The sequence below is a fragment of the Aurantimonas sp. Leaf443 genome (genome assembly GCF_001425575.1).
In the GTDB taxonomy this organism is placed as follows: domain Bacteria; phylum Pseudomonadota; class Alphaproteobacteria; order Rhizobiales; family Rhizobiaceae; genus Leaf443.
Genome location: NZ_LMRD01000009.1, coordinates 142,779 through 166,623, shown reverse-complemented (window position 1 = coordinate 166,623; position 23,845 = coordinate 142,779). Strand labels below are relative to the sequence as shown.

20 protein-coding genes and 1 tRNA gene are annotated in these 23,845 nt (G+C 67.8%); 13 read left to right on the top strand and 8 right to left on the bottom strand.

Annotated elements, in window-relative coordinates:
• Positions 1-6: 6 nt before the first annotated feature.
• Positions 7-1,845 (bottom strand): extracellular solute-binding protein, encoded by a 1,839-nt coding sequence (locus ASG48_RS14270; protein ID WP_244486907.1) that lies wholly within the window; start codon positions 1,843-1,845, stop codon positions 7-9.
• Positions 1,846-2,049: 204 nt separating this feature from the next.
• Between ASG48_RS14270 and ASG48_RS14265 the strand changes: the two genes are divergently transcribed.
• The gene (locus tag ASG48_RS14265) at positions 2,050-2,721 is read left to right on the top strand and encodes an invasion associated locus B family protein (RefSeq protein WP_055851096.1); all 672 of its coding nucleotides are present in this window, start codon (positions 2,050-2,052) and stop codon (positions 2,719-2,721) included.
• Positions 2,722-2,807: 86 nt separating this feature from the next.
• Here the strand turns inward: ASG48_RS14265 and hspQ are convergent, their stop codons facing one another.
• Positions 2,808-3,131 carry a heat shock protein HspQ gene (hspQ, locus tag ASG48_RS14260; RefSeq protein WP_055851093.1) on the bottom strand — a complete coding sequence of 108 codons (324 nt, stop codon included), beginning with the start codon at positions 3,129-3,131 and terminating at the stop codon, positions 2,808-2,810.
• 96 nt (positions 3,132-3,227) lie between these two features.
• Between hspQ and ASG48_RS14255 the strand changes: the two genes are divergently transcribed.
• Entirely contained in the window at positions 3,228-4,157 is a 930-nt protein-coding gene (locus tag ASG48_RS14255; protein ID WP_055851090.1) for an AEC family transporter, read from the top strand.
• Between the two features lie 9 nt (positions 4,158-4,166).
• On the opposite strand, the gene ASG48_RS14250 is transcribed toward ASG48_RS14255, so the two are convergent.
• Positions 4,167-5,366, bottom strand: a complete 1,200-nt coding sequence (locus tag ASG48_RS14250) for a UbiH/UbiF family hydroxylase (RefSeq protein ID WP_055851375.1) — start codon at positions 5,364-5,366, stop codon at positions 4,167-4,169.
• A 160-nt stretch (positions 5,367-5,526) separates the two neighbouring features.
• On the opposite strand from ASG48_RS14250, the gene pcsA reads away from it, so the two are divergent.
• The 8 genes from pcsA (at position 5,527) to metG (ending at position 15,362) form a co-directional block, all read left to right on the top strand.
• Positions 5,527-6,243: a phosphatidylcholine synthase gene (gene pcsA, locus ASG48_RS14245; protein ID WP_055851087.1), complete on the top strand. Its 717-nt coding sequence runs from the start codon at positions 5,527-5,529 to the stop codon at positions 6,241-6,243.
• A gap of 25 nt (positions 6,244-6,268) precedes the next feature.
• On the top strand, positions 6,269-7,240 hold the full coding sequence (locus ASG48_RS14240; protein ID WP_055851084.1) for a quinone oxidoreductase: 972 nt from the start codon (positions 6,269-6,271) through the stop codon (positions 7,238-7,240).
• A gap of 114 nt (positions 7,241-7,354) precedes the next feature.
• A tRNA-Ser gene (locus ASG48_RS14235) sits at positions 7,355-7,444 on the top strand.
• Positions 7,445-7,983: 539 nt separating this feature from the next.
• Entirely contained in the window at positions 7,984-10,617 is a 2,634-nt protein-coding gene (locus ASG48_RS14230) for a family 16 glycosylhydrolase (protein WP_055851082.1), read from the top strand.
• A 173-nt stretch (positions 10,618-10,790) separates the two neighbouring features.
• Positions 10,791-11,993 (top strand): D-alanyl-D-alanine carboxypeptidase family protein, encoded by a 1,203-nt coding sequence (locus ASG48_RS14225; RefSeq protein WP_082529483.1) that lies wholly within the window; start codon positions 10,791-10,793, stop codon positions 11,991-11,993.
• Positions 11,994-12,004: 11 nt separating this feature from the next.
• Positions 12,005-12,706: a dTMP kinase gene (gene tmk / locus ASG48_RS14220; protein ID WP_055851078.1), complete on the top strand. Its 702-nt coding sequence runs from the start codon at positions 12,005-12,007 to the stop codon at positions 12,704-12,706.
• A 2-nt stretch (positions 12,707-12,708) separates the two neighbouring features.
• Positions 12,709-13,746: a DNA polymerase III subunit delta' gene (locus ASG48_RS14215; RefSeq protein WP_082529482.1), complete on the top strand. Its 1,038-nt coding sequence runs from the start codon at positions 12,709-12,711 to the stop codon at positions 13,744-13,746.
• A 68-nt stretch (positions 13,747-13,814) separates the two neighbouring features.
• Positions 13,815-15,362, top strand: coding sequence for a methionine--tRNA ligase (gene metG / locus ASG48_RS14210; protein WP_055851075.1), 1,548 nt, complete (start codon positions 13,815-13,817; stop codon positions 15,360-15,362).
• Positions 15,363-15,365: 3 nt separating this feature from the next.
• Here metG and ASG48_RS14205 read toward each other — a convergent pair whose 3' ends face one another.
• Positions 15,366-16,160 (bottom strand): trypsin-like peptidase domain-containing protein, encoded by a 795-nt coding sequence (locus ASG48_RS14205; protein WP_162243933.1) that lies wholly within the window; start codon positions 16,158-16,160, stop codon positions 15,366-15,368.
• Between the two features lie 140 nt (positions 16,161-16,300).
• Between ASG48_RS14205 and ASG48_RS14200 the strand changes: the two genes are divergently transcribed.
• Together ASG48_RS14200 and ASG48_RS14195 are read left to right on the top strand one after the other, a co-directional pair.
• Positions 16,301-17,110, top strand: a complete 810-nt coding sequence (locus ASG48_RS14200; protein ID WP_055851069.1) for a TatD family hydrolase — start codon at positions 16,301-16,303, stop codon at positions 17,108-17,110.
• Positions 17,107-17,919 carry an MBL fold metallo-hydrolase gene (locus ASG48_RS14195; RefSeq protein WP_055851067.1) on the top strand — a complete coding sequence of 271 codons (813 nt, stop codon included), beginning with the start codon at positions 17,107-17,109 and terminating at the stop codon, positions 17,917-17,919. Before ASG48_RS14200 ends, ASG48_RS14195 begins: the two co-directional genes overlap by 4 nt.
• Before the next feature lie 952 nt (positions 17,920-18,871).
• On the opposite strand, the gene ASG48_RS14190 is transcribed toward ASG48_RS14195, so the two are convergent.
• Both ASG48_RS14190 and ASG48_RS14185 read right to left on the bottom strand, forming a co-directional pair.
• Positions 18,872-19,666, bottom strand: coding sequence for an SHOCT domain-containing protein (locus tag ASG48_RS14190; protein ID WP_055851064.1), 795 nt, complete (start codon positions 19,664-19,666; stop codon positions 18,872-18,874).
• A 147-nt stretch (positions 19,667-19,813) separates the two neighbouring features.
• Positions 19,814-20,608 carry a GntR family transcriptional regulator gene (locus ASG48_RS14185; RefSeq protein WP_244486906.1) on the bottom strand — a complete coding sequence of 265 codons (795 nt, stop codon included), beginning with the start codon at positions 20,606-20,608 and terminating at the stop codon, positions 19,814-19,816.
• Positions 20,609-21,064: 456 nt separating this feature from the next.
• On the opposite strand from ASG48_RS14185, the gene mazG reads away from it, so the two are divergent.
• Complete coding sequence (gene mazG / locus ASG48_RS14180) at positions 21,065-21,919, top strand: nucleoside triphosphate pyrophosphohydrolase (RefSeq protein WP_055851061.1); 855 nt, start codon at positions 21,065-21,067, stop codon at positions 21,917-21,919.
• A 47-nt stretch (positions 21,920-21,966) separates the two neighbouring features.
• Here the strand turns inward: mazG and hflX are convergent, their stop codons facing one another.
• Both hflX and hfq read right to left on the bottom strand, forming a co-directional pair.
• Positions 21,967-23,361 carry a GTPase HflX gene (gene hflX, locus ASG48_RS14175; protein ID WP_156381613.1) on the bottom strand — a complete coding sequence of 465 codons (1,395 nt, stop codon included), beginning with the start codon at positions 23,359-23,361 and terminating at the stop codon, positions 21,967-21,969.
• Complete coding sequence (gene hfq, locus ASG48_RS14170; RefSeq protein WP_055851059.1) at positions 23,362-23,610, bottom strand: RNA chaperone Hfq; 249 nt, start codon at positions 23,608-23,610, stop codon at positions 23,362-23,364.
• Positions 23,611-23,845: the final 235 nt, after the last annotated feature.

The window sequence follows — 23,845 nt, the reverse complement described above, 5'->3', positions numbered from 1 at the left end:
TTTCGCTCAGTCCGGCTGCCGCCAGAAGGCCGGCAGCTGGTAGCCGTAGAGCGGCGTCGTCTCGGGATGCTTGATGAAGGACCAGCGCGCGAGGCGCTGCTCCGGCAGGTGGAAGAGCGGCACGACATAGGCGCCCGAGACCAGAAGCCGGTCGTAGGCACGCACCGCCGCGACGAAGTCCTCCCGCGTGCGGGCGGCGATCAGCGCGGCGATGGCCGCGTCCACCGCCGGGTCGGCGACGCCCGCATAGTTGAACGAGCCCGGCACGTCGCGCGAGCGCGAGCCGAAGCGGAAATACTGTTCGGCGCCGGGCGACAGCGAGGCGCTGTAGGCCGTCACCAGCATGTCGTAGTCGAAGGCCTGCTTGCGCGCCTGATACTGGCTGTCGTCGACGAGCCGGATCGAGGCCCTTATGCCGACGCGATCGAGCGTGCGCTGGTAGGCCAGCGCCATGCGCTGCTGCTCGGGCGACTGCACGAGGATCTCGAAGGAGAGCGGGCGTCCCGACGCGTCCACGAGATTGCGGCCCTCGAACCGGAAGCCCTTGGCCTTCAGGGCCTCGATCGCCGCCTGCATGACCTTCCGGTCGCCGCCGCTCGCATCGGTGACGGGCGGGCGCCAGGTGCCGTCGAGAACGGCTGGGTCGACCGAGCCGCCAGCCGCCGCGATCAGCGCGCGTTCCTGCGGGCTCGCGGGATGGCCGGTGGCGGAGAGTTCGGAGCCCTGGAAGAAGCTCGTCGTGCGGGCATAGGCGCCGTAATAGAGGTTGCGGTTGGCCCATTCGAAGTCGAACAGCGTCGCCAGCGCCTTGCGCACGTCGCGGTCGGCGAAGACCGGGCGGCGCGTGTTGAAGATGAAGCCGAGGAAGTTCGACGGCGCGCCGGTCTGGAACGTCTCCTTGACGACCGCGCCCTCGCGCACGGCGGGGAAGTCGTAGGCGGTGCGCCAATGGTTCGGGTCGCCGTCGATATAGACGTAGAACAGGCCCTTCTTGAAGGCCTCGAACTGCGCGTTCGAATCGCGGAAATACTCGACCTCGATGCGGTCGTAATTGTCGATCCCCCGCTTGATCGGCAGATCGCGGCCCCAGTAGTCGGGGTTGCGGCGGTAGGCGATGCGCTGGCCGGCCTCGACGCGGTCGATGACGTAGGGGCCCGAGCCGATGACGGGCTCGAGCGTCGTCTGCTCGAACGTCTCCCGGTCGAAGGCGTGCTCGGGCAGGACGGGCAGGCCGGCGATGAGGAGCGGCGTCTCGCGGTCGGCCGTGTCGTCGAAGGTGAAGCGCACGCCGTGCTCGCCGACCTTCTCGATCTTCACCGCCGGACGCAGCCAGTTGGAATACATCGGCCGTCCGTGCGCGCGCAGCATCTCCACCGTGAAGAGCACGTCTTCCGGGCGAACGGGCCGCCCGTCCGAGAACCGCGCCGCCGGATTGAGCTGGAACTCCACGAAGCTGCGCGCCTCGTCCGTCTCCACGCTCTGCGCGAGGAGGCCGTACATGGTGAAGGGCTCGTCCGCCGCCCGCTGCATCAGCGGCTCGAAGACGAGATTGCCGAACTCCTTGTCGAACCAGATGCCCCGCGCCGTCGTCAGCGCGCCGCGCACGATGACGGGGTTGAGATTGTCGAACTTGCCGAACACGCCGTAGCGCATCGTTCCGCCGCGCGGCGCCTGCGGGTTGGCATAGGGAAGGTGGTCGAAGCCTGCGGCCAGTCTCGGCTCGCCCTGCATGGCGATCGCATGGCTCGGCGCGGCCGCCGCGAAGGCGGGCCAGGCGAGGAGGGCGGCCAGCGCGAGGCTCGGACGGAGCGCCCGGCGAGGGAGCGCGATGCTTCCGGACGGCATGGAGACGGCGGCACCTACGAACGTTGCGGGACGCATCGTCTCTAGCGCCAAAACATTGATTTGCCTATCGCGCCGCCGCGAGGAGGACGGCGTCGCGCAAGCCTTCAAACAGCCTCATTTGCGAAAGACTCGAGCAGTCGGTAAGGAGCAGCCGTTCCGAACCAAGTTTCGCCTGAGAGGACTGAGAGGCCTGTGACGCACCCCATGTTCGACGTTTCCAGAAAGACGCTCGCCGCAGGGCTTGCCGCGCTCGCCCTGTCCGCCACGGTCGCGCAGGCGCAGGACGCTGCCCCCAAGCCCGCCGCGCCGGCGCCGGCCGCCGCCGCCGCCGGCCAGCCCGCCCGCGGCGCCCCGGTGCCGACCGAATGGTTCAAGGTCTGCTCCAAGCAGGGCGAGAACGACATCTGCAACACGCAGTACACGCTGATCGCCGACACGCGTCAGCTCATCACGGCGGTCAACCTGATCGACGTGAAGGGCAAGGTGAACCAGAAGGTGCTCCAGGCCGTCGTGCCGACGGGCCGCGTGATCCCGGCCGGCGTGCAGATCAAGATCGACACCAGCGCCCCGCAGGCGCTGAACTACTCCGTCTGCTTCCCCGACCGCTGCATCGCCGAGGCGCAGCTGACGGATGCGACGATCGCCGCCCTCAAGAAGGGCAGCCAGATGACGGTCACCTCGATCAACTTCCAGCGTCAGGCGAACCCCGTCGCCGTCACGCTCGCCGGCTTCTCCAAGGCCTTCGACGGTCCGGCCAAGGCTCAGCCCGAGCTCGCCCAGCGCCAGCAGGAGCTGAACGACGCCCTGCAGAAGCAGGCCGACGCGCGGCGCAAGAAGTTCGAGGACGCGCAGGAAGCGGCCAAGGCGGCGCAGTAACCCTCATCGAGACGAAGTCGGTCGCAACCGGCAGGAGAGACGACGGCGGTCCTTGCGGGCCGCCGTCTTCGTTTGCGGACCGGCCCTCAGTTGGCGTGGGCGCGCTTCAGGCGATAGCGCCCGTCGACGAGCCCGTCGAACATCTCGTCGATCTGAGGATGGCGCACCGGCCCGTTTTCCTCGTCGGGCACGAGGTTCTGCTCTGAGACGTAGGCGACATACTGCGTCTCCGCGTTCTCGGCGAAGAGATGATAGAAGGGCTGGTCCTTGCGCGGGCGCATCTCCTCCGGGATCGCCTGATACCACTCTTCCGTGTTGTCGAATTCGGGATCGACGTCGAACACCACGCCCCGGAAGGGGAAGAGCCGGTGTCGGACGATCTGACCGATGAAGAATCGCGAAGTTTGCATCGTGTTCCGTGTTTTCTCTCGTCGAACGAGTTAGGCAGGCGCGGCGGGCGGGCGCAAGCGGAGCCTCGTCCCCGACCGATCCGAACCGGAGAACCGATGCTCGCAATCGTCTCGCTCATCGCGCCGTTCTTCACGCTCATCGCCGTCGGCTACATCGCCGGGCGGCGGGTGCAGAGACCGGTGGAGGGGCTCGCCTGGCTGAACGTCTTCATCGTCTATCTCGCGCTGCCGGCCCTGTTCTTCCAGCTCCTGTCGAAGACGCCGGTCGAGACGCTGGCGAGCGGCGGCTTCGTGGCGACGACCACGGCCTCGACGTTTCTCGTCGTCGCGCTCCTGTTCGGCCTCGCGCTTCTGCGCCGCGCCGGTCTCGAACAGGCGACGATCCAGGGTCTCGCCGGCGGCTACGGCAATATCGGCTATATGGGGCCTGGCCTCGCGCTCGCGGCGCTCGGGCCGGGGGCCGCCGTGCCGGTCGCCCTCGTCTTCTGCTTCGACAACGCGCTGCACTTCATCCTGACCCCGACCGTGATGGCGATCTCCCGCCGCGAGGGGACGGCCGGCACGGTCGCGCTCGGCGTAGTCCGGCAGATCTTCGGCCACCCGTTCATCCTCGCCACCCTCGTCGGCCTTGGCGCGGCCGTCTTCCATCTCTCTCCGCCCGCCTTTCTCGACCGGACGCTGCAGCTTCTCGCGGGCGCGGCGGCCCCGTGCGCGCTCTTCGCCATGGGCGTGACGCTGGCCTTGCGGCCGTTGAAGCGCGTGCCCCTGGAGATGGCCTGGATCGTGCCGGCGAAGCTCGTCCTGCACCCGCTCGTCGTCTGGGGCGCGCTTTCGTTGACCGGCCCTCACGATCCGGTCTGGGTGTCGGCGGCGGTTCTCCTCGCCAGCCTTCCGACGGCGACGAACGTGTTCGTCCTCGCCCAGCAATACGGCGTGTGGACCGAGCGCGCCTCGGCCTGCATCCTCGTCAGCACCGTGGCCTCGGTGGTCACCATCACGCTGTGGCTGCTCGTCCTGACGGGGTGAGCGCTCGCCTCAGGACCACAATTCGCGCAGCGAGCGGGGCAGCCCGAGGAGGCCGGCGCCCGGAGAGACGCCCTCCCGCATGGCGAAGCGGCGCAGCGGCGCTATGCCGGCCAGCATGGAAAGGCCGGCGCTGCGCGCGAACTGGACGGGCAGGAAGCCCGTCAGCAGCGAGCGGTTGAGGAGGTCGACGCCCGCGCTGCGGCTGGCGACATCCGCCCGCCGCCCCGCGGCATAGCGCCCGAGCACGACCCGCGCACCGGCATCGTCGCGATTCTCGCAGGCCAGCTGCAGGAGCTGGTCGACATCGCGCAGGCCGAGATTGAGCCCCTGCGCTCCGATCGGGGGAAAGGCGTGGCCGGCCTCGCCGACCAGCGCCAGCCGATCGCCCGCCATCGAGGCCGCGCGGGCGCCGGACAGGGGGAAACGCTGGACCGGCATCTCCACCTCGACGCTGCCGAGGATCGAATGCAGGCGTTCCTCGACGCGGCGCGACAGCGCCTCGGGGGTCAGTTCCTCCAGGAGTTCGGCGATGCGCGGCTCTTCCACCCAGACCAGCGAGGACCGGCGGCCGGGCAGGGGCACCTGCGTGAACGGCCCGTTGCGCGTGTGGAACTCGGTCGAGACCGACCCGTGCGGCAGCCGGTGCGAGAAGTTCATGACCAGCGCGCTCTGCGGATAGGACCATTCGCCGACCGCGATGCCCGCCGCCTGCCGCATGGGCGAGCGGCGACCGTCCGCCGCGACGACGAGGTCCGCCCGGAGCTGCGAGCCATCTTCCAGCGTCACCACCGCGCCGGTGGCATCGGCCTCGAGGCCCGTCGCTTTGGCTTCGCGCCGTTCGAGGCGGGCGCCCAGCGCCTCGCCGCGGGCCTCGAAGCCGGCGAGAAGGTCGGCGTTCAGGATGTTGTAGCCGAAGGCGGGCAGGCCGATCTCGGCGGCATGGAACTCGACCGTCGGCGCGTGCAGCAGGCGCCCGCCGTCGTCGACGATGCGCATCGTCGAGAGCGGTTCGGCCGAAGCGAGGATCGCGTCCATCATGCCGAGACGCTGGAGAAAGGGCACGGAGCGGCCGATGAGGGCCGTGGACCGCCCGTCGGGTTTCGCCGCCGGCGCGAGGAGGAGCGTGTCGAACCCTTCGCAGGCGAAGCCGAGTCCCGCCGCCCAGCCTGCCAGCCCGCCGCCGACGACGACGATTTCCCTGCGCTCCACCGCCACGATCGGCTCCTTCCGGCTGAAATCTGTGAAGCGCGGGCTCGAACCGGCCGGCGGCATCGAGCGTTGCGCTTTCAAAACGCAGATACGCCCGCTACGACGAATGGCAATGGTTTGGGCCCGGCGGCGCAAGGCCGCAAGGCGGTTTCGGAGCGACATGGCAGACGCGAACGACAGGACGGCCCGCTGGAAGGCCTTCTCGGTGCATCTTTTCACCGCCACGGGCGCCTTCATGGCCTTCATGGCGCTGATCGCGGCCGCCGAAGAGCGCTGGGTGCCCATGTTCTGGTGGCTCGGCCTCGCGCTCTTCGTCGACGGCGTCGACGGGCCGATGGCGCGCCGCATCGAGGTCAAGCGCGTCTTGCCGGACTGGTCGGGCGACATGCTCGACTCGATCATCGACTACGCGACCTTCTGCATGATCCCGGCAGTGGCGCTCTATCTGTCGGGGATGATCGGGCGCCCGTGGTCCTTCGTCGCAGCCGCGCTCATCGTGATCTCGAGCGCGGTCTACTACGCCGACACGCGCATGAAGACGAAGGACAACTTCTTCCGCGGATTTCCCGTCTGCTGGAACATGGTGATCTTCGCCTTCTTCGCGGCGGGCCTTCGGGGGTGGGACGCGTTCTTCATCGTCGTCGCCTGTGCGGGCGCCACCTTCCTGCCGATCAAGTTCCTGCATCCCGTCCGGGTGGAGCGGCTGCGTCCGCTGAACCTGGCGGTCGTCGCCCTCTGGTCGCTGCTCGGCATCGTCTCCCTGTTCCAGAATTTCGACAGTCCATGGTTCGTGCGCTGGGGAATCGTGGCGACGAGCCTCTATCTCCTGTGCATCGGCGGGGTGCTTCAGCTCCTCGACAAGCGACGCGGCCTCTAGGCCGCCCAACCGGAGGCACGCTCGCATGAGCAAGGCAATCATCATCCACGAACTCGGCGGGCCCGAGGTCATGACCCTCGAGGACCGCGCCGTTCCGCGCCCGGGGCCCGGGCAGATCCTCGTCGAGCAGAAGGCGGCCGGCCTCAACTTCATCGACGTCTATTTCCGCACGGGCGTCTACAAGGCCGAACTGCCGCTCGTCCTCGGCAAGGAGGGGGCAGGGGTCGTCGCCGGGATCGGGGAGGGCGTCACGCGCTTCGCGGTCGGCGATCGCGTCGCCTACAACGGCGCCGTCGGCGCCTATGCCGAGCACGTCGTGATCGCGGCGGATGCCGCGGCGAAGCTGCCGGACGCGGTCTCCTTCGAGACGGCCGCCGCTTCCATGCTGAAGGGCATGACCGCCGAATATCTCCTGCGCCGCACCTATAAGGTCGGTCCGGGAACGGTCCTCCTCTTCCACGCCGCCGCCGGCGGCGTCGGCCTCATCGCCGGCCAGTGGGCGAAACATCTGGGGGCCACCGTCATCGGCACTGCCGGATCGCCGGAAAAATGCGCGCTGGCGCTCCGCCACGGCTACGACCATGTCATCGACTACACGCGAGAGGACTTCGTCGCCCGCGTCTCCGAGATCACCGACGGGCGCAAATGCGACGTCGTCTACGACTCGGTCGGCCGCGACACGTTCCCGAAAAGCCTCGACTGCCTGCGCCGCCAGGGCCTCTGGGCGAGCTTCGGCCAGTCGTCCGGCACGATCCCGCCCTTCGATCTCGCCATCCTCAACCAGAAGGGCTCGCTCTTCGCCACGCGCCCGAGCCTCTTCGGCTACACCGCCACAAGGCCCGAATTCGAGGAGAGCTCGAACGCCCTGTTCGACATGATCGCCTCCGGTGCGGTGACGATTCCCATCGGCCAGTCCTACCCGCTCGCCGAGGCCGCGACCGCCCATCGCGACCTGGAATCGCGCAAGACCACCGGCGCCACCATACTGACGATCTGACCATCCGACGACCGACGGTGCCGGCCGCCCTCTTGCGGCCGCCACCGCCGCCACGGCGCCGCCGGTCCACGCCTCTTGCGTGGGGCCCGCCCCGTACCTTATGCGTGCCGCACCGGATGGGTGGCCGAGCGGTTGAAGGCACCGGTCTTGAAAACCGGCGGGCGGGAAACCGCCTCGTGGGTTCGAATCCCACCCCATCCGCCATCCGCTGGATTCATCCACCTTCGGATAAGGCATCTCCGTGCGAACCTCGTTCGGCTGCGGCGTTCCGTCGGGCCGATCCGGCAAGGGTCCTTCGGTGCGGCCGCGCGGTCTGCCGGGGGTCGACGTAAAGAGTTCCCGCCCGCGACACCTCTTTCGTAGCCGTCGAAGAAGCGGTCGCGGCGGCGTGTCGCTGTGCCGCTCTCCCCGCGCGTCCGCCAGCCGTCTTGCCGGATGCGCGCAGCTTCGCCCCACGGAGACCCGCTGCGTCTGTCGGGCGGGATGAAACTGTAGCCTTTAGATTTTTGTTGCTGGCTCCGATGCTTTGGGTACTCCAGCATAACGCAAGATTGCCGCAGTAGAAAACATCTCCAACACGAACCGACAGGGCTCTTATCACTCTACAATATAGCATTTTAATATTGTTCGACCCGATGTTCGCAACTCTCGTTACCGTTTGATCGATAGGTATTCCCGCACGGTTTGTCCCGGAAATCTTGCAATACTCGTCATGCGAGGATTGCCGATCAGGAGTCTTCGTCGTGGGCATCGATCTCAGCAAGTATACGTCCGTTCTCAACGAGACCTTCGACGCCGGTCTGAACATCTACGACGGCACGAAGGGCATCTGGTCGACGGGGCCGCGTTACGACCAACTCGTGACGAACTCGCCGAAGAGCGTCTTTCTCTCGTCGCAGACGAAGACGTCGGACGGCACCGGTGTCGGTCTCGATCCCCTGTCGGTGTCGAACGGCGTGTTGAAGATCGGCTCCGGCATCATTCCCGATGCCGACCGGGCGGCCGTCATCGATGCTCTGAAGCTCGCCGACCAGGGCCGGTACGCCTCGACCGTCGACTACTACACCGGCATGATCGCGACGGATCAGACCTGGGGGCAGAGCTACGGCTATTACGAGATCACCGCGCAGATTCCGGTGGGCAAGGGCCATTGGCCGGCCTTCTGGATGGCGCCCGCAACGGTCGGCTGGCCGCCCGAGATCGACATATTCGAAGCCTACGGCAAGGGAATCGGCGAGAAGACGGGCTCCGACAACGGTTTCAACACGGCCGTCTTCTTCGACCGCTACGACGTGAACGGAAACCCGACGCAGAGCGTCGATATCACCAACCCCTATGCCACCGACGCCGACGGCACGCCGCAGGACGCGGTGCTGCGCGAGAAGAACGGCAGCCAGCAGCACTGGCTGGGCGCCAAGCACGATGCGCTGCGCGATTTCGGCGCCGACATCTACAGCGGCTTCTGGACCTGGTCGGTCGAATGGACGCCGGAGACGATCACCTTCTATTTCGGGCGCGACGCAGCCAGTCTCGTGGAGATCTACAAGACCGTCACGCCGCCCGATGTCACGTCCGATATGTATGTGATCGCCAACGACCAGATCGGCTCGACCTTCGGCTGGGACCCGGTCGAAGGGCTCGACGACCGGACCTTCGCGAAGGGCAACGAGTTCAAGATCGATTCGATCCGCATCTTCGCCCTCAACCCGGAGGAGACGCTGCGCGGCGCGGGCGCCGGCGCGACGCTGATCGACGGGGACGGCGGCACCGAGATCGTCGGCACAGCCGGCAACGACCGGATCGTGACGGGCGACGGACAGGACATCGTCAAGCTCGTCGGCGGCGCCGACACGGTCTTCGTGGAGCGCGGGCACGGCAACAAGATCGTCACCGGTTTCAACGGCAACGACCGGATCGTGCTCGAAGGCTTCTTCTTCGACGGCGTCGGCGAGGTGATGCAGCGCCTGACGCAGCAGGGCACCGACGTCTGGCTGACCAACGGCGCCGATCCCGCCGACCCCCAGACGATTCTCTTCAAGACGACGAAGGTCGCCAACTTCCAGCCCGACGACTTCGTGGTGCGCTGGTCCGTGACCAAGAATGTCTGGTCGAGCGCGACGGTGGACGGCACGCGCCTTGCCGATCTCGACAGCAACGGGATCGTCAAGGCCACCGACGAGGGCAGCAAGCTGACCGATGTCGGCGGCGTCTTCCTGGGGCCGAAAATGCTGATCGGCGGGGCCGCCGGCGATCTCTTCTTCGTCTACAATTCGCTGACGAAAGTGGTCGAGAAGGCCTCGGGGGGCGTCGATACCGTCAATGCCGGCCGCAGCTACGCCTTGTCGGACCATCTCGAGAACCTCGTCAGCCTCGGCTATGTCGACGGACAGACCTTCGCCGGCAACGCCATGGGCAACCGCCTGGAGGGAACGGCACGGGCGGAAACCTTCGTCGGCGGCAAAGGCGACGATCTGTTCCTGCCCGGCGAGGGCGCCGACCGGTTCGTCTACCGGGCCGGCGACGGTCACGACACGATCCGGGGCTTCGGGCGCGACGACGTCCTGGCCTTCGACGACCTGCGGTTTGCGTCGCTCGCGGAATTTCGCTCGCGGCTCGTCGCCTCGGGCAGCGATACGATCGTCGATCTCGGGGCCGGGCAGTCGATCCTCCTGGAAGGCGTGGCGCCATCGGCCCTGGGAGCTTTCAACGTCTCGTTCGAGATCGGCCGATCGACCCTGATCGGCCGCGCCCTGGACAAGAACCTCGTTCCATCCGCCGGCGGTCCGACGGCGAGCACCGTCCTGTCTTCGTCCGACGACCTCGACAGGGCATCCGATATCGGCGGTTCGGGCCTTCCGGATCGCCTGGCCGGAAGCGAGGCGGACGACAGGCTCGAGGGACAGGCCGGAAGCGACACGCTGGTCGGCCGCGGCGGCGACGATGTCCTCTCGGGCGGTGCCGGCGACGATATCCTATTTGCCGGCAGCGGCGACGACCTCCTTCTGGGCGGTGCCGGCGACGACGTCCTGAATGGCGGCGGCGGGCGCGACAGGCTGGATGGCGGCAGCGGCGCGGACAAGCTCGTGGGCGGCGAGGGGGCGACGATCTTCGTCCTCGCCGACATGCCGCGCGACGGCGAGATCGACCGGATCCTCGATCTCGACAGGCGGGACGGCGACAGGATCGATCTGAGCGACCTCTTCCCCATCACCGTTTCAGACGCATTGGTCGAGGACTATGTGCGCCTCGGCGAAAGGGGCGGGTTCGTCACCCTCGAGGTCGATCGCGACGGTTCCGGCAGGGCGCACGCCTTCCAGTCCATCGCCCTCGTCGAAGGCGGGACGGTCTCCGAAATCCTCTCGGCCCTCATTCTCTAGAGGGCCGGCTCTAGAGGGCCGGCGCCGCTCGCCCATTGTCCGTTCGCTGCGAAACGGCAGGCGATGGCCGATCACCTGTGTGCCGCGGATGCCGGAGCGTTGCGGGCTCGCCCGAGGGCGACTAGTTTGGGCGCCAAGTCTCCCGCCTGTTTCGGACGAGGTCTGCCTTCCCCATGCCCGGACCTTTCCGTCGCCCCCTCCTTGTCGCGCTCGCCGCGAGCCTCATGCTTTCGGGAGCGGCCATTTCCGCCGCCCCGGCGCTCGCGCGCGACGCGCCTGTCGCGCCGATGATCGAGACGACGGCGAAATCGGCCTTCGTCGTCGATGGGGCGACCGGGGCCGTCCTGCTCCAGAAGGAGCCCGACGCGCCTTTCCCGCCCGCCTCGCTCGCCAAGATGATGATGATGGAGATCGTCTTCGCGGCGCTGAAGGACGGCACGCTGCGGCTCGACCAGACCTTCCCCGTCAGCGATCACGCCTGGCGCACGGGCGGGGCGCCCTCGGGAACGTCGACGATGTTCGCGGCCGTGCGCTCGCAGGTCCCCGTCGACGCGCTCATCCGCGGCACGATCATCCAGTCGGCGAACGACGGCGCGATCATCCTGGCGGAGGGCATGGCGGGCTCGGAAGCCGCCTTCGCCGCGCGGATGAACGAGCGGGCCGCCGAACTCGGCATGACCGGCTCGCGGTTCGTCAATCCGACGGGTCTTCCGGCGGAGGGCCAGGTGGTCACCGCACGCGATCTCTTCCGCCTCGCGCGCCATATCGAGACGCAGTACCCGGACCTCTACCGGATCTATGCCGAGCCCTCGTTCGAGTGGAACAAAATCTTCCAGCGCAACCGCAATCCGCTTCTGTCGATGGACGTGGGCGCGGACGGAATGGAGACGGGCTTCACCGAGGCGTCCGGCTATTCGATCGTCGGCGTGGCCGGGCCGCAGGACCGGCGCACCTTCGTCATCCTCTCCGGTCTTCCGACGGCCAAGGAACGCGCCAGCGAAGCGCGCAAGCTGCTTCTCTGGGCGCGCGACGGGTTCCGCTTCCAGGAACTGTTCGTCGCCGGCCAGCCGGTGGGCACGGCGCCGGTCTTCGGCGGCGCCGCCTCCGGCGTCGTCCTGACGGTGCCCGAGACCGTGGATGCCTTCGTGCCCACCGACAAGCCGGACCGGATCTCCGCTCGGATCCGCTACGATGCGCCCTTGCTGGCGCCCATCGCCAAGGGCGCCAAGATCGGGGACCTCGAGATCCGGATGGACGACCAGACGAGCGTGAGGCGCGATCTCGTGGCCGGTGCCGATGTCGAGACCGGTGGATTCGCCGAGCGGGCGCTCGGCGCCATGCGCGAGCTCGCCTTCGGCTGGGTGCGGGCCTTTTGAGCGGGGCGCCGATGTCGGGCGAGGGCGGCCTCTTCGTCAGCTTCGAAGGGGGCGAGGGCGGAGGCAAGTCGACGCAGCTCGCCGCCCTCGCGCGGCGCCTGCGCGAGGGCGGGCATGCCGTGGTCGAGACGCGCGAACCCGGCGGGACGCCGGGCGCGGACGCCGTGCGCGAACTCGTCCTGTCCGGCGGCGCGGAGCGCTACGGCGCCAAGCTCGAAGCCGTGCTCTTCGCGGCGGCACGCATCGACCATATCCAGTCCGTCATCGTCCCCGCGCTCGCCGCGGGCGCCGTCGTCCTGTGCGACCGGTTCCACGATTCGACACGCGTCTATCAGGGGCTCGACGGCGGCGTGGATGCCGCGTTCCTCGCGCGGCTGGAGCGCGTGACGCTGGGTTCGATCGTGCCGGACGTGACCTTCATCCTCGACCTGCCGGCGCGTATCGGGCTGGAACGGGCGGCGGTGCGCCGTGGCGCTGCGCGCGCGGACCGGTTCGAGAAGGACGATCTGGACCTTCAGGAGCGTCGACGCCGCGCCTTCCTCGCCATCGCGCGGGAGGAGCCGGACCGCTGCCTCGTCGTCGATGCGGCGCGCGATGCCGAGACCATTGCTCGCGAGATCGCCGACCTCGTCGAGGACCGGCTGGAGGCGCGCCGCTTCGAGGCGATCAGCCGCTCCTTCGGAGCCGCGCCGCGCGCCGGCTCCAGGACCTGAGCGTGGCGGACGATCTCGAACTTCAGGCCGCGCACGACGACATGGACGGCGTGCCGCCCCCGCAGGCGACGCGCGAAAGCGTCGGGCATCGGGACGCGCGGCGCGAGCTGGCGCAGGCGCTGGACAGCGGTCGGCTGCACCATGCCTGGCTGCTGCAGGGGCCGCGCGGCATCGGCAAGGCGACGGTCGCCTTCGACTTCGCGCGCACGGTTCTCGCACACGGCGGCCGCGACGGCGAGGCGGTGTTCCGGCAGGTCGCCCTCGGCAGTCATCCGAACCTCCTTCACCTGACGCGACCGGCCGCCGAGCGGGGCCCGGGATTTCGCACTCAGATCACGGTCGACGAGGTCCGCCGTCTCAACCGGTTCTTTCAGTCGACGCCGGGCGAGGGCGCCTATCGCGTCGCCATCGTCGATCCGGTCGACGACATGAACCGCAGCGCGGCCAACGCGCTCCTGAAGATGCTGGAGGAGCCGCCGACGAAGGCGCTGTTCCTCATCGTCAATCACAGCGCCGGGCGCCTCCTGCCGACGATCCGCTCGCGCTGCCGCATGCTGCGCTTCGCGCCGCTGCCGCCGTCGGATCTCTTGGCGGCGCTCGAGACCGTGCTGCCGGGCCACAGCGCGCAGGAGCGTGCCCGCGCCGCGGAGCTCGGCCAGGGCAGCGTGCGCCGCGCCGTCGCCATGCTGGAGAACGGCGGGCTGGAGATCGCGACGCGGCTGGAGGCCGTTCTGGCTCCCGAGCGGCCGGACTGGAACCAGATCCAGGCGCTCGCCGACGCGCTGACGGCCAAGGGCCGCGAGGCCGGTTACGACCTGCTGCTCGAATCGCTCCTGCAGGCGATCGCGGGGGAGAGCGAGCGGCTTCTGTCCGCCGGCCAGAAGGCAAGCGCGGCGCGGCTTGCCGCGTATCACGCAAGCGAGAGCGAGCGGCTGCGCGTGGCCGCGGCCTACAATCTCGATCGCCGTCAGGCCGTCCTGACGCTCGTGGCCGGTCTCTTCGAGGCACGCTCGGGCACGCGCGCGACGCTTGCGCATTGAGGGCTCCGGCGCGACGCGCTATGTGCGGCCCTGATCCTTCCCGTCGCCTCTCCGCAGAACCGAGCTTCATGGCCGAACGCTTCTACATCACCACCGCGATCTCCTATCCGAACGGCCAGCCGCATATCGGGCATGCCTACGAGTTGATCGCGACCGACGCGCTGGCCCGCTTCAAGCGGCTCGACGGCTACGACGTGCTCTTCCTCACCGGAACCGACGAGCACGGCATCAAGATGCTGCAGACGGCGCGCGATCAGGGCATCGCGCCGAAGGACCTCGCCGACCGCAACGCCGCCGCCTTCCAGGCGATGGGGCGAGCGCTCGGCAGCTCGAACGACGACTTCATCCGCACCACAGAGGAGCGCCATCGCCGCGCGAGCCAGGCCATCTGGACGCGGATGCTGGAGGCGGGCGACATCTACAAGGGCTCCTATGCCGGCTGGTATTCGGTGCGGGACGAGGCCTTCTTCGGGGAGGAGGAGACCGAGCTTCGCGTCGACGGCGTGCGCTACGGCCCGCAGGGCGCGCCGGTGACCTGGATGGAGGAGGAGAGCTATTTCTTCCGCCTTTCGGCGTTCCAGGATCGGCTGCTCGATCTCTTCGAGCGCAATCCCGCCTTCATCGGACCTGCGGAGCGACGCAACGAGGTCATGTCCTTCGTCAGGTCCGGTCTGCGCGACCTGTCGATCTCGCGCACCACCTTCGACTGGGGCATCCCGGTGCCCGGCGACGAGCGGCACGTGATGTATGTCTGGGTCGACGCGCTGACCAACTACCTGACGGCGACCGGCTTTCCCGACGAGGGCGCCGAGCGCGCCGCCTTCTGGCCGGCGGACCTTCACGTCATCGGCAAGGACATCGTGCGGTTCCACACGGTCTACTGGCCGGCTTTCCTCATGTCGGCCGGCCTGCCCCTGCCGGCCCGCGTCTTCGCTCACGGCTTCGTCTTCAACCGCGGGGAGAAGATGTCGAAGTCGGTCGGCAACGTCGTCGACCCGCAGTCGCTGATCGAGACCTACGGGCTCGACCGCCTGCGCTATTTCCTGCTGCGCGAGGTGCCCTTCGGCCAGGACGGCAACTACTCGCACGAGGCGATCGTCAACCGCACCAATTCCGAACTCGCCAACGATGTCGGCAATCTCGCCCAGCGCTCGCTTTCGATGATCGGCAAGCATTGCGAGGCGAGGGTGCCCCGGCCGGGCGCGCTGGTGCCCGAGGACGAGGCGATGCTGGAAGCGGCCGTCGCCATCCTGCCGAAGGCGCGCGAGGCGATCGACCGGCAGGAGATCCACACGGTGCTCGCCGGCATCATCGCCGTCGTCAGCGAGGCGAACCGCTATTTCGCCGGCATGGAGCCCTGGGCGCTGCGCAAGAGCGATCCCGAGCGCATGGCGACGGTGCTCTACGTGACGGCCGAGGTGCTGCGCCGCGTCGGCCTTCTCTTGCAGCCCTTCGTGCCAGAAAGCGCCGCCAAGCTCCTGACGACGCTCGGCGTCGGCATGGACGAGCGCTCCTTCGCGGAACTGACGCCGGACATCCGCCTGGAGCCGGGACGCCCTCTGCCCGCTCCCGAACCGATCTTCCCGCGCTTCGTGACGGAGACCGTCGCCGACTGAGCCTCACGGCTCGGTCAGCGCCCGGCGCAGCCGCGAGGCGGGAATGGCGATGCCGACCGCGGCATCGCCGGCCTTGGTGATCGCGATGCCCATGCCGGCGAGCTTCCCCGTCTCGCGCTCGATCAAGGGCCCACCGGAAAAGCCGTGCGAGAGCTGGCAGTCGGTGACGAGGAGGCCCTGACGGGTTTCGCCGAGCGCCCGGCAGGGCGTCGAGGCCGTCAGCACCTCGCTGCGCTCCTGCGCGAAGCCCGCCGCCTGCACGGGCATTGCCGCGTCGCGCTCGTCGCCGGCAAGCGCCAGCGGCGCGAAGGGGGCCGGCACCGCCTCGCTGAGTCCGAGCACGGCCCAGTCGTGCGGGGCCGCGGCCGCGCCCTGGGCAGGATCGTAGTCCGGCGGAATGCGGATGGAATCGACCCGTGCGTGGAACCCGTAGGCACCGCGATCAAAGCCGAACAGGACGTGGATCGACGCCGGCCGCAGGAACCGTCCGCTGCGCGCGTTGTAGAGGCAATGGGCCGCCGTCAGCGCCGTCCGCGGCCCGACGAGGATGGCCGAACACCGCCCATAGGCGCTGTTGTTGATCCGCCCGATCGCCGACCAAGGCGCCTTCGAGGCGTCGACCGTCGTCAGTTCGATCGAAAAACCCGGGTGAATGACGGCGGAGACTGCCAGAGCGAACGAGAATGGCAGTGCAAGTCGCAACCCACGCATGATCGTCTTCCCTGATCGCGGTCGCCGTCGGCGATCATCCCATCCTGTCCGCAACGATATCCGGCACCGATTGCGGAAATCGATCACCGCTTCGTCGAAGGCTCCTCGGCTGGGAGCGTGCCGGACTGGTTCGGCACGGTGGGATGCGCTATCTCCAGCGATGTCGAAGGCCGTCGACCGGCCATCCAAGACTTCTTGCGACCGCATCCGCTCTCCGATCGATCTCCATGACAATCTTCCTCGTCGACAGCCACTGCCACCTCGATTTTCCGGATTTCGAGACCGAGCGTCCAGCGCTGGTCGAGCGGGCGAAGGCGGCCGGAGTCGGGCTGATGGTGACGATCTCGACCTATGTGACGAAGGTCGAGAGACTGACCGCGATCACCGACCAGTTCGCCGAGGTCTATTCGTCGATCGGCACCCATCCGCACAATGCCGCGGCAGAACCGGAAGCGAGCGTCGCCGAGCTGGTCGCGCTCTCGCGCGCGGAAAAATGCGTGGCGATCGGCGAAGCCGGTCTCGACTACCACTACGACAAGGCGCCGCGCGACGTGCAGGCGCGCGTCTTCCGCAACCACATCGCCGCCGCGCGCGAGACGCAGCTGCCGCTCGTCATCCATGCGCGCGACGCCGATGAGGACATGCGGCGGATCCTGGAGGAAGAAAGCGGGAAGGGCGCCTTTCCCTTTCTTCTCCACTGCTTCTCCTCCGGGCGGGATCTGGCGCGGACCGGGCTCGATCTCGGCGGCACGCTGTCCTTTTCCGGGATCCTGACGTTCAAGACGTCCCAGACCATCCGGGATGTCGCGGCCGCGGCGCCGCTCGACCGGATTCTGGTGGAGACCGACGCGCCGTATCTCGCGCCGCCGCCTCATCGCGGCAAGCGGAATGAGCCGGCTTATGTGCGCCAGACCGCGCAGGTTCTGGCGGATGTGCGCGGCGTCGACCTGACGGCGATCGCGGAGGCGACCTCCGACAATTTCTTCCGTCTCTTCAGCAAGGTCCCGGATCCGCGCCGGGCCGCGTCGGCCGCGTGAGCGACCGGCTCCGGCTGACGATCCTGGGCTGCGGTTCCTCGCCGGGCGTGCCGCGGATCGACGGGGACTGGGGGGCCTGCGACCCGACCAATCCGCGCAACCGTCGAAGGCGGTGCGCGGCCCTCGTGGAACGGATCGGGCCCTTGGGCGTCACGACCGTGGCGATCGACTGCGGGCCGGATTTTCGCGAGCAGATGCTCTCGGCCGGCGTCCGCCGTCTCGACGCGGTGCTGCTGACACATGCCCATGCCGACCATATTCACGGCGTCGACGACTTGCGAAACTTCATGCTGAAGCAGCGCAACCGCATCCCGGTCCATGCGGACGAAGAGACCTACGAAAGGCTCTTCGAGGCGTTTTCCTACTGTTTCCGCATGCCCGTCGGCAGCGATTATCCGCCGATCGCGCGCTGGGTGGAAACAAGGCCCGGCGAGCCGTTCGCCGTCGAAGGACCGGGCGGCGAACTCACCATCGACGCGTTCCGCCAGGCTCACGGCTCGATCCATTCGCTCGGCTTTCGTATCGGGCCGATCGCCTATTGCAGCGATGTCAGCGATTTTCCCGCCGAGGCGGTCGCGCGGATCATGGGCGCGCGCCACGTCGTGATCGACGCTCTGCAATATAAGGAACACCCGAGCCATCTTTCGGTCGCCCAGGCGCTCGACTGGCTGGCGCGGTTCGCGCCGGAAAGCGCCACGCTCACGCATATGCATATCCCGCTGGATTACGACCGCCTCTGCGCCGAGCTGCCGCCGCATATCCGGCCGGCCTATGACGGACTGGCGATCGAATTTCCGCTCGGCGACTGAGCGCACCGCCACAGAGCCACACAGCGAAATGCCAGCCGGCCGCTCCGTTCGGCCGCGTTATGCGACCGGCGGTCCGGTAAGGCGCCGGCGGCACCGCGCTGCCGGACGGTCTGGATCTCGAACCCGGTGGAAAAGCCACTTCGTAGGCGAAACCCCGGTGAAACGGGAAACCTGCATCGGCTAGAATCGGTCCACCAGCAGATCGGCGGCCTCAAACGAGAACCGTTTGGCCGATAGGGATATGTTCCATAATCTATCTTATGCAACACACGCTTTGGCGCCGATCGCCACCCTTGTTCCCTGCGCCGTTTCCAGCAGCAAAAATCCCCAGCGAGTCTCTGGCTTGAGCCGGATGTCGGCTGCTCTTCTGCGCGCGTATCGCCGGCGACTGCCCCTCGCGCGTGCTCCAGCTGTCCGGGCGCGTTTCGCCGGCCGGCCGGTGAGCGTGTTCCGTCCTGCAGCGTCCGCTCAAGTGGAACGATGCCGCGGCCGCTCGAGTCACACGCCCATGCATCGAGACACTGACGCGTGCGGATCGGCATCGTCGCACCGTTGAACGAGCGCCCGATGGTCGACGATGATACTCCGCGATTTTTGAAGTCGTGTCCGCGCCAGATTTGCTCGGTCAGGCCCATGGGCGCGAGTTCGATATCGTCGCCACGTCGGTCCGGCAGAAAGCTCGCGGCCGCTGCCAAGCCGCCGATCGTCACGCGGCCCGAGCGCGAGCGCTGGCCGTTGAAGCGACGCGAGAGTATGGCCGACATTGCTTCGGAGCGTCCGACGCTCACGGACCAGCGGATCGAAGGGCGGCGACGCGAGAGTTGAACAGGATCGCACAATCCCGCCGCCCACTCTCGACGGCCTATGGGAATCTTATCCCAGCAATAAGCATGAGTCCCGCCAAAGTCGCACGGATCGCGCGGCTTTGGCGGAACGCTGCGGTTGTGAACCCTTAGAGACGCGAGAGGAGATCGGTCTTCTTCGCCTGAAACTCTTCGTCGCTGAGATGGCCGGCCCGATGCAGTTCGGCGAGGCGGCGGATCGTATCCAGGGGATCTCCGGGCGCAGCATCGCGCGACGGCGCCTGCTGTGCCTCTCCATGGCGAGCGGATGGCGGGTCCCGGCCTTCGGTCGGGGCTGCGGGCGCTCGGGGAGGCGAAGCCGCGCCATGCCCCTGCCCGTTCGGCTCGGCCGTCTCGATCTTGCGCAGGCTCGCCAGATCCACGACACCGGACTGGCTCGTGAACCGCAGGTCGGACCCCGAGCCCTGCTGCTGCGAGACGCCGCCGATGCGATGGTCTCCCGTGTCGTAGACGCTGACGGTCCCGTTCTCGTCCACGGCGAGACGCGACGTCTGCGTGAAGACGGCATAGCGTCGCCCGTTCTGCGCGCCGCTCGACGACGGCGTGCCGAGATTCGCCGGCCACCAGGATCCGGCGCCGCGGGGTCCGAGACCCGGTTGTTCCGGAAGGACGAGCTGGCCGCGGCTCATCGCATGGGAGAGGCGTTCGGCAAGTTCGCTCACCCGACCCTTCAGGCGGTCGTTGAACATATCGCCGATCATCAGCATTCCGCCGGCGGACCACTGACCGAACCCGCCGAGCTCGGGATGGTTGAACTGCGCCATCGAGCCGCCGCCGGCCTGCATCGCGGAGGCCATCGCCGTGACGGCTTCCACGCCGAAGCCGGTCTCGCCGGCGATGCGAGCCAGCGCCTGCGATGTCTGGTCCGTGTCCTGTCCGCTCATTGCGGTTCCCTCTCTCGTGGTCACGATCACCGCCCTTACAGGACCTGTCGCGCGCGTCCATCGTCTCGACCGGAGAAACGATGTGTCCCGCGTGGAGGTTTCAGGACGCGCAACGAGACCGGTATGCCCCGCAGCATCCGTTGCCCGTCACGTCGAGGCCGGCCTTGGAATGGAGATTTCGTGGTTTTGGATGCTGGCCACGAGCGTCACGTTCACGACGTCGGTGCGCAGCCACGTGGTGTAAGCGTGGACCGGCGTCTTGTCCTGGCGACAGCAGACGGCGTTGATGCGAAGCAGCGGGGTCGCGGCGTCCACGAGCAGCATCTCGGCGATCTCCGAAGGCGCGTTCACGGCCTCCACGTGGCTCTGCGTTCCGACGACGCCATGGCCGGCCTCAGCCAGCGAATCGTGGAGCGACGCCGTGCCGTGAATGACGTTCGTCGCCATCAGCAGGCTGGCGAATTCGGACGGAAGGAAACTGTCGGTGACCAGTCCGACCTGCCCGTCGAGGCTGCGCACGCGCCGGAGCGCGAAGCCGAGCGTGCCCTCCTCGAGCTGAAGCTGCGACGCAGCGAGAGGCGGCAGCGTCTCGAGGCCGGCCTTCAGCACCTTCGTGGAGATGTCCGTGCTTCGCACGCCGGGCTTCAGCTGAAGGAAGCTCTTCAACGGTTCCATGTGCCAGCCGACCGTGCGTTCCCCGAGCACGAAAGCGCCCCGCCTCGGGACGACCTCGATCCGGCCGCGCATCTGCAGGGAGCGCAGCGTTTCGCGCACCGTCGAGCGCGCCAGCGCGAACTCGCGACACATCTCCGTCTCGCCGGGCAGGCGGTCCCCGACCTCGTAGCGGCCGGAATCGATGTCGGCCTCAAGCAGACGGACGAGTTGAAGATAGTATGGCTCTGGCGAAGTTCGGTCGATACGCCCGGAGAACTGTGCCGTCACGGTCGTCGTCCGCACCACACGCACGGCATTCCCTCTGCTTCGGATGCCATGACATTCCTTTTACGCTTCGCCGTCGAGCTGCCGCATCGGTGCGAATTGACTACTCCAGACACTTTCGAACTCTCGCTGATCAGTCGACTCGAACGGCGCGGTTCGCTTCCGTTCTGTTCACAGATAGACTGCAAAATTCCAGATCAAGAAAACAGCATAACTTTAGATCTACACGGCCCCTAGTCTATTGCATCGGCCCGCGATCTCGCCGGCAGTGCAGGCGTTCGCGCGCGTCGATCTTCATGCGGCTAACCAACCAACGATCTGCGCGGGATCGGCGAAGCGATCCGCCTTCGCCCTTTCGGTCGCCACCGTCTGCGCTGTCGTCACCGTCCTGTCGCGCGACTTGGCAAACGGTCTTCGGCATCGCACACAGAGGCAGCTTCGCCCGGAGACCTGCTCGGCATGACCCCATCGCAAAATGTTCAACGCCTTGTCGAAATCATGGCGCGCCTGCGCGATCCGGAGACCGGATGCCCGTGGGATGTGGAGCAGACCTTCGAGACGATCGCCCCCTACACGATCGAGGAGGCCTACGAAGTGGCCGACGCCATCGAACGGCGCGACGCGGTGAACCTTCGCGAGGAACTGGGCGATCTCCTGCTTCAGGTCGTCTATCACGCGCGACTGGCCGAGGAGCGCGGCCTGTTCGGCTTCGACGATGTCGTGGAAGGCATCACGACGAAGATGATCCGCCGCCACCCGCACGTGTTCGGCGATGCCGAGGCGCGCAGCGCAGGCAGCGCGAAAGGCCAGTGGGAGCGCATCAAGGCGCAGGACAAGGCGGAACGGGCCGAGCTCAGGCGGGTCTCTCCGGGCCTGTCGGACGTGCCCGGCGGGCAGGCGCCGGCGAGCGTGCCGGACGGACTGCTCGCGACGGTTCCGGCGAGCTTCCCTGCCCTGACGCTGGCGCTGAAGGTTCAGGCCAAGGCCGCGGGGGTCGGCTTCGACTGGGCCGAGCCGGCGCCGATCCTCGCCAAGATCCGGGAGGAGACGCAGGAATTCGTGGACGCGGCCGAGCAAGGCGACCGGGACGCGATGGAGGACGAACTCGGCGACCTCCTGTTCAGCGTCGTCAATCTGGCTCGCGTCCACGAAGTCGATGCCGAAAAGGCGCTGCGGCGCTGCGTCACCAAGTTCCGGCGTCGCTTCGGCGCGATCGAGGCCGATTGCGCTTCACGCGGCAAGAGTCTCGAAGAGAGCAGTCTGGACGAGATGGAAGCGGCCTGGGTGGCGGCGAAGTCGGCCGAACGACGCTGATCCCGGCGGACGGGCACGGGACGTGCCGCGTCCGCCGGATCGGACCGTCAGCCGGTTCGCACGGAGAGACCGGCATTCGCCTCGCTGAGGCGACGCAACTCGGCCAGCGCCTGCGTCGTCATCTCCACGGTCAGCGAGACGCCGCCATCCTCGCGGTCCTCGCGCGAGACGATCGAGGCGTTCTCGTAGACCCAGGGGACGAGCGAGAGCGAGTCCGGCTCCAACGCCAGTTCCACGGCGCCGACATCGCCGGCGATGCGCGATTCGATGTCCGCGAGAAGGGCTTCGACGCCCTCGCCCGTCAGCGCCGAGACGACATGCGCCGTGGCGTTGCGCGGCAGGCCGGCGCGCTGCAGGTCGAGATTGGCGCGGTCGGCCTCGTCGAGCCGGTCGACCTTGTTCCAGATCTCGATGACGTGGTCGGTGTCGTCGGGATCGATGTCGAGGTCGCGCAGGATCTTGCGCACGTCCTCGGCCTGCGCCTGCGTGTCGGCATCGGCCATGTCGCGCACGTGCAGCACGATTTCCGCCTCGATGACCTCTTCGAGCGTCGCGCGGAAGGCGGCGACGAGATGGGTCGGCAGATCCGAGATGAAGCCCACCGTGTCGGAGATCATCGCCTCCGTGCCGTGCGGCAGGGTGAGACGGCGCAGCGTCGGATCGAGGGTCGCGAAGAGAAGGTCCTTGGCCAGAACGTCCGCGCCCGTCAGCCGGTTGAACAGCGTCGACTTGCCGGCATTGGTGTAGCCGACAAGGGCGACCACGGGATGGGGCGCCTTCTTGCGCTTGGCGCGGTGCAGGGTGCGGGTCCGCCGCACCTGCTCCAATTCCTTCTCGAGCCGCTTGATCTTGTCCTGCAGCTGGCGCCGATCCGACTCGATCTGCGTTTCGCCGGGCCCGCCGAGGAAGCCGGCGCCGCCGCGCTGGCGCTCCAGATGGGTCCAGCTGCGCACGAGCCGGCCACGCTGGTAGTTCAGATGGGCGAGTTCGACCTGGAGACTGCCCTCCTTGGTGCGCGCACGCCGGCCGAAGATCTCCAGGATCAGGCCGGTGCGGTCCAGCACCTTGCAGTTCAGCTCCTTTTCCAGATTGCGCTGCTGCACGGGCGTCAGCGGATGGTCGAAGATGACGAGGCCGATCTCCTCGCTCGCCACCACCGCCTTCAGCTCCTCGACCTTGCCGCTGCCGATCAGCGTCGCGGGCTTGGGGCGCGCGCCGCTGACGAGGCCGCTGGCCACGATCTGGAGATCGATGGCGGCGGCAAGGCCGATCGCCTCCTGGAGGCGAGCCTCGTCGGCGCGTCGGTGGATGTCCGACACGCCCTGCCCGCCATCCTCGCCGCTCGGCCGCTGCTTGAACACCGGCACGAAGACACCCGCGCGCGTCGCCACGACGGCGTGCTCGATCGGTGCCCGCGGGAGCGTATCCTTATGTTCCGTCAATCAGACCTTCCTGTCTTCCTCGCCGCCCTCGTACATATGCACGGGCTGCGACGGCATGATCGTGGATATGGCGTGCTTGTAGACGAGTTGCGAGTGCCCGTCGCGACGAAGAAGCACACAGAAATTGTCGAAGGACGTCACCACCCCGGTGAGCTTGACGCCGTTGACGAGAAAGATCGTCAGCGAGATCTTCTGTTTGCGGACGGTGTTGAGAAAAAGATCCTGCAGGTTCTGCGGGCGCTCGGGCATGGTCGGCTTTCCTGCTTTTTGACTTATCGTTGGCCGATGGCGCTGGACCGCAGGACGGTCGCCCGTTCGGGCTCCGCTCAGGCCGTCTTCGCGCCGGCCCGGTTCGTCCGGGCTTCGTCACGGTTTCGTGCTTCGGGTCCAAGCTTTGATGCAACTCGCTGGCCGCGGCAAGCGGAAGATCGTCCGCCTGTTCCAAACGGGACCGCGCAGCTCGCCGTCTCCTCATGCGAAGGGC

Bases quoted from the DNA above. Each gene is read 5' to 3' on its own strand.
- ASG48_RS14270 (WP_244486907.1), bottom strand. From the start codon at position 1,845: ATGCCGTCCGGAAGCATCGCGCTCCCTCGCCGGGCGCTCCGTCCGAGC.
- ASG48_RS14265 (WP_055851096.1), top strand. From the start codon at position 2,050: ATGTTCGACGTTTCCAGAAAGACGCTCGCCGCAGGGCTTGCCGCGCTC.
- hspQ (WP_055851093.1), bottom strand. From the start codon at position 3,131: ATGCAAACTTCGCGATTCTTCATCGGTCAGATCGTCCGACACCGGCTC.
- ASG48_RS14255 (WP_055851090.1), top strand. From the start codon at position 3,228: ATGCTCGCAATCGTCTCGCTCATCGCGCCGTTCTTCACGCTCATCGCC.
- pcsA (WP_055851087.1), top strand. From the start codon at position 5,527: ATGGCAGACGCGAACGACAGGACGGCCCGCTGGAAGGCCTTCTCGGTG.
- ASG48_RS14240 (WP_055851084.1), top strand. From the start codon at position 6,269: ATGAGCAAGGCAATCATCATCCACGAACTCGGCGGGCCCGAGGTCATG.
- ASG48_RS14225 (WP_082529483.1), top strand. From the start codon at position 10,791: ATGCCCGGACCTTTCCGTCGCCCCCTCCTTGTCGCGCTCGCCGCGAGC.
- tmk (WP_055851078.1), top strand. From the start codon at position 12,005: ATGTCGGGCGAGGGCGGCCTCTTCGTCAGCTTCGAAGGGGGCGAGGGC.
- metG (WP_055851075.1), top strand. From the start codon at position 13,815: ATGGCCGAACGCTTCTACATCACCACCGCGATCTCCTATCCGAACGGC.
- ASG48_RS14200 (WP_055851069.1), top strand. From the start codon at position 16,301: ATGACAATCTTCCTCGTCGACAGCCACTGCCACCTCGATTTTCCGGAT.
- ASG48_RS14190 (WP_055851064.1), bottom strand. From the start codon at position 19,666: ATGAGCGGACAGGACACGGACCAGACATCGCAGGCGCTGGCTCGCATC.
- mazG (WP_055851061.1), top strand. From the start codon at position 21,065: ATGACCCCATCGCAAAATGTTCAACGCCTTGTCGAAATCATGGCGCGC.
- hfq (WP_055851059.1), bottom strand. From the start codon at position 23,610: ATGCCCGAGCGCCCGCAGAACCTGCAGGATCTTTTTCTCAACACCGTC.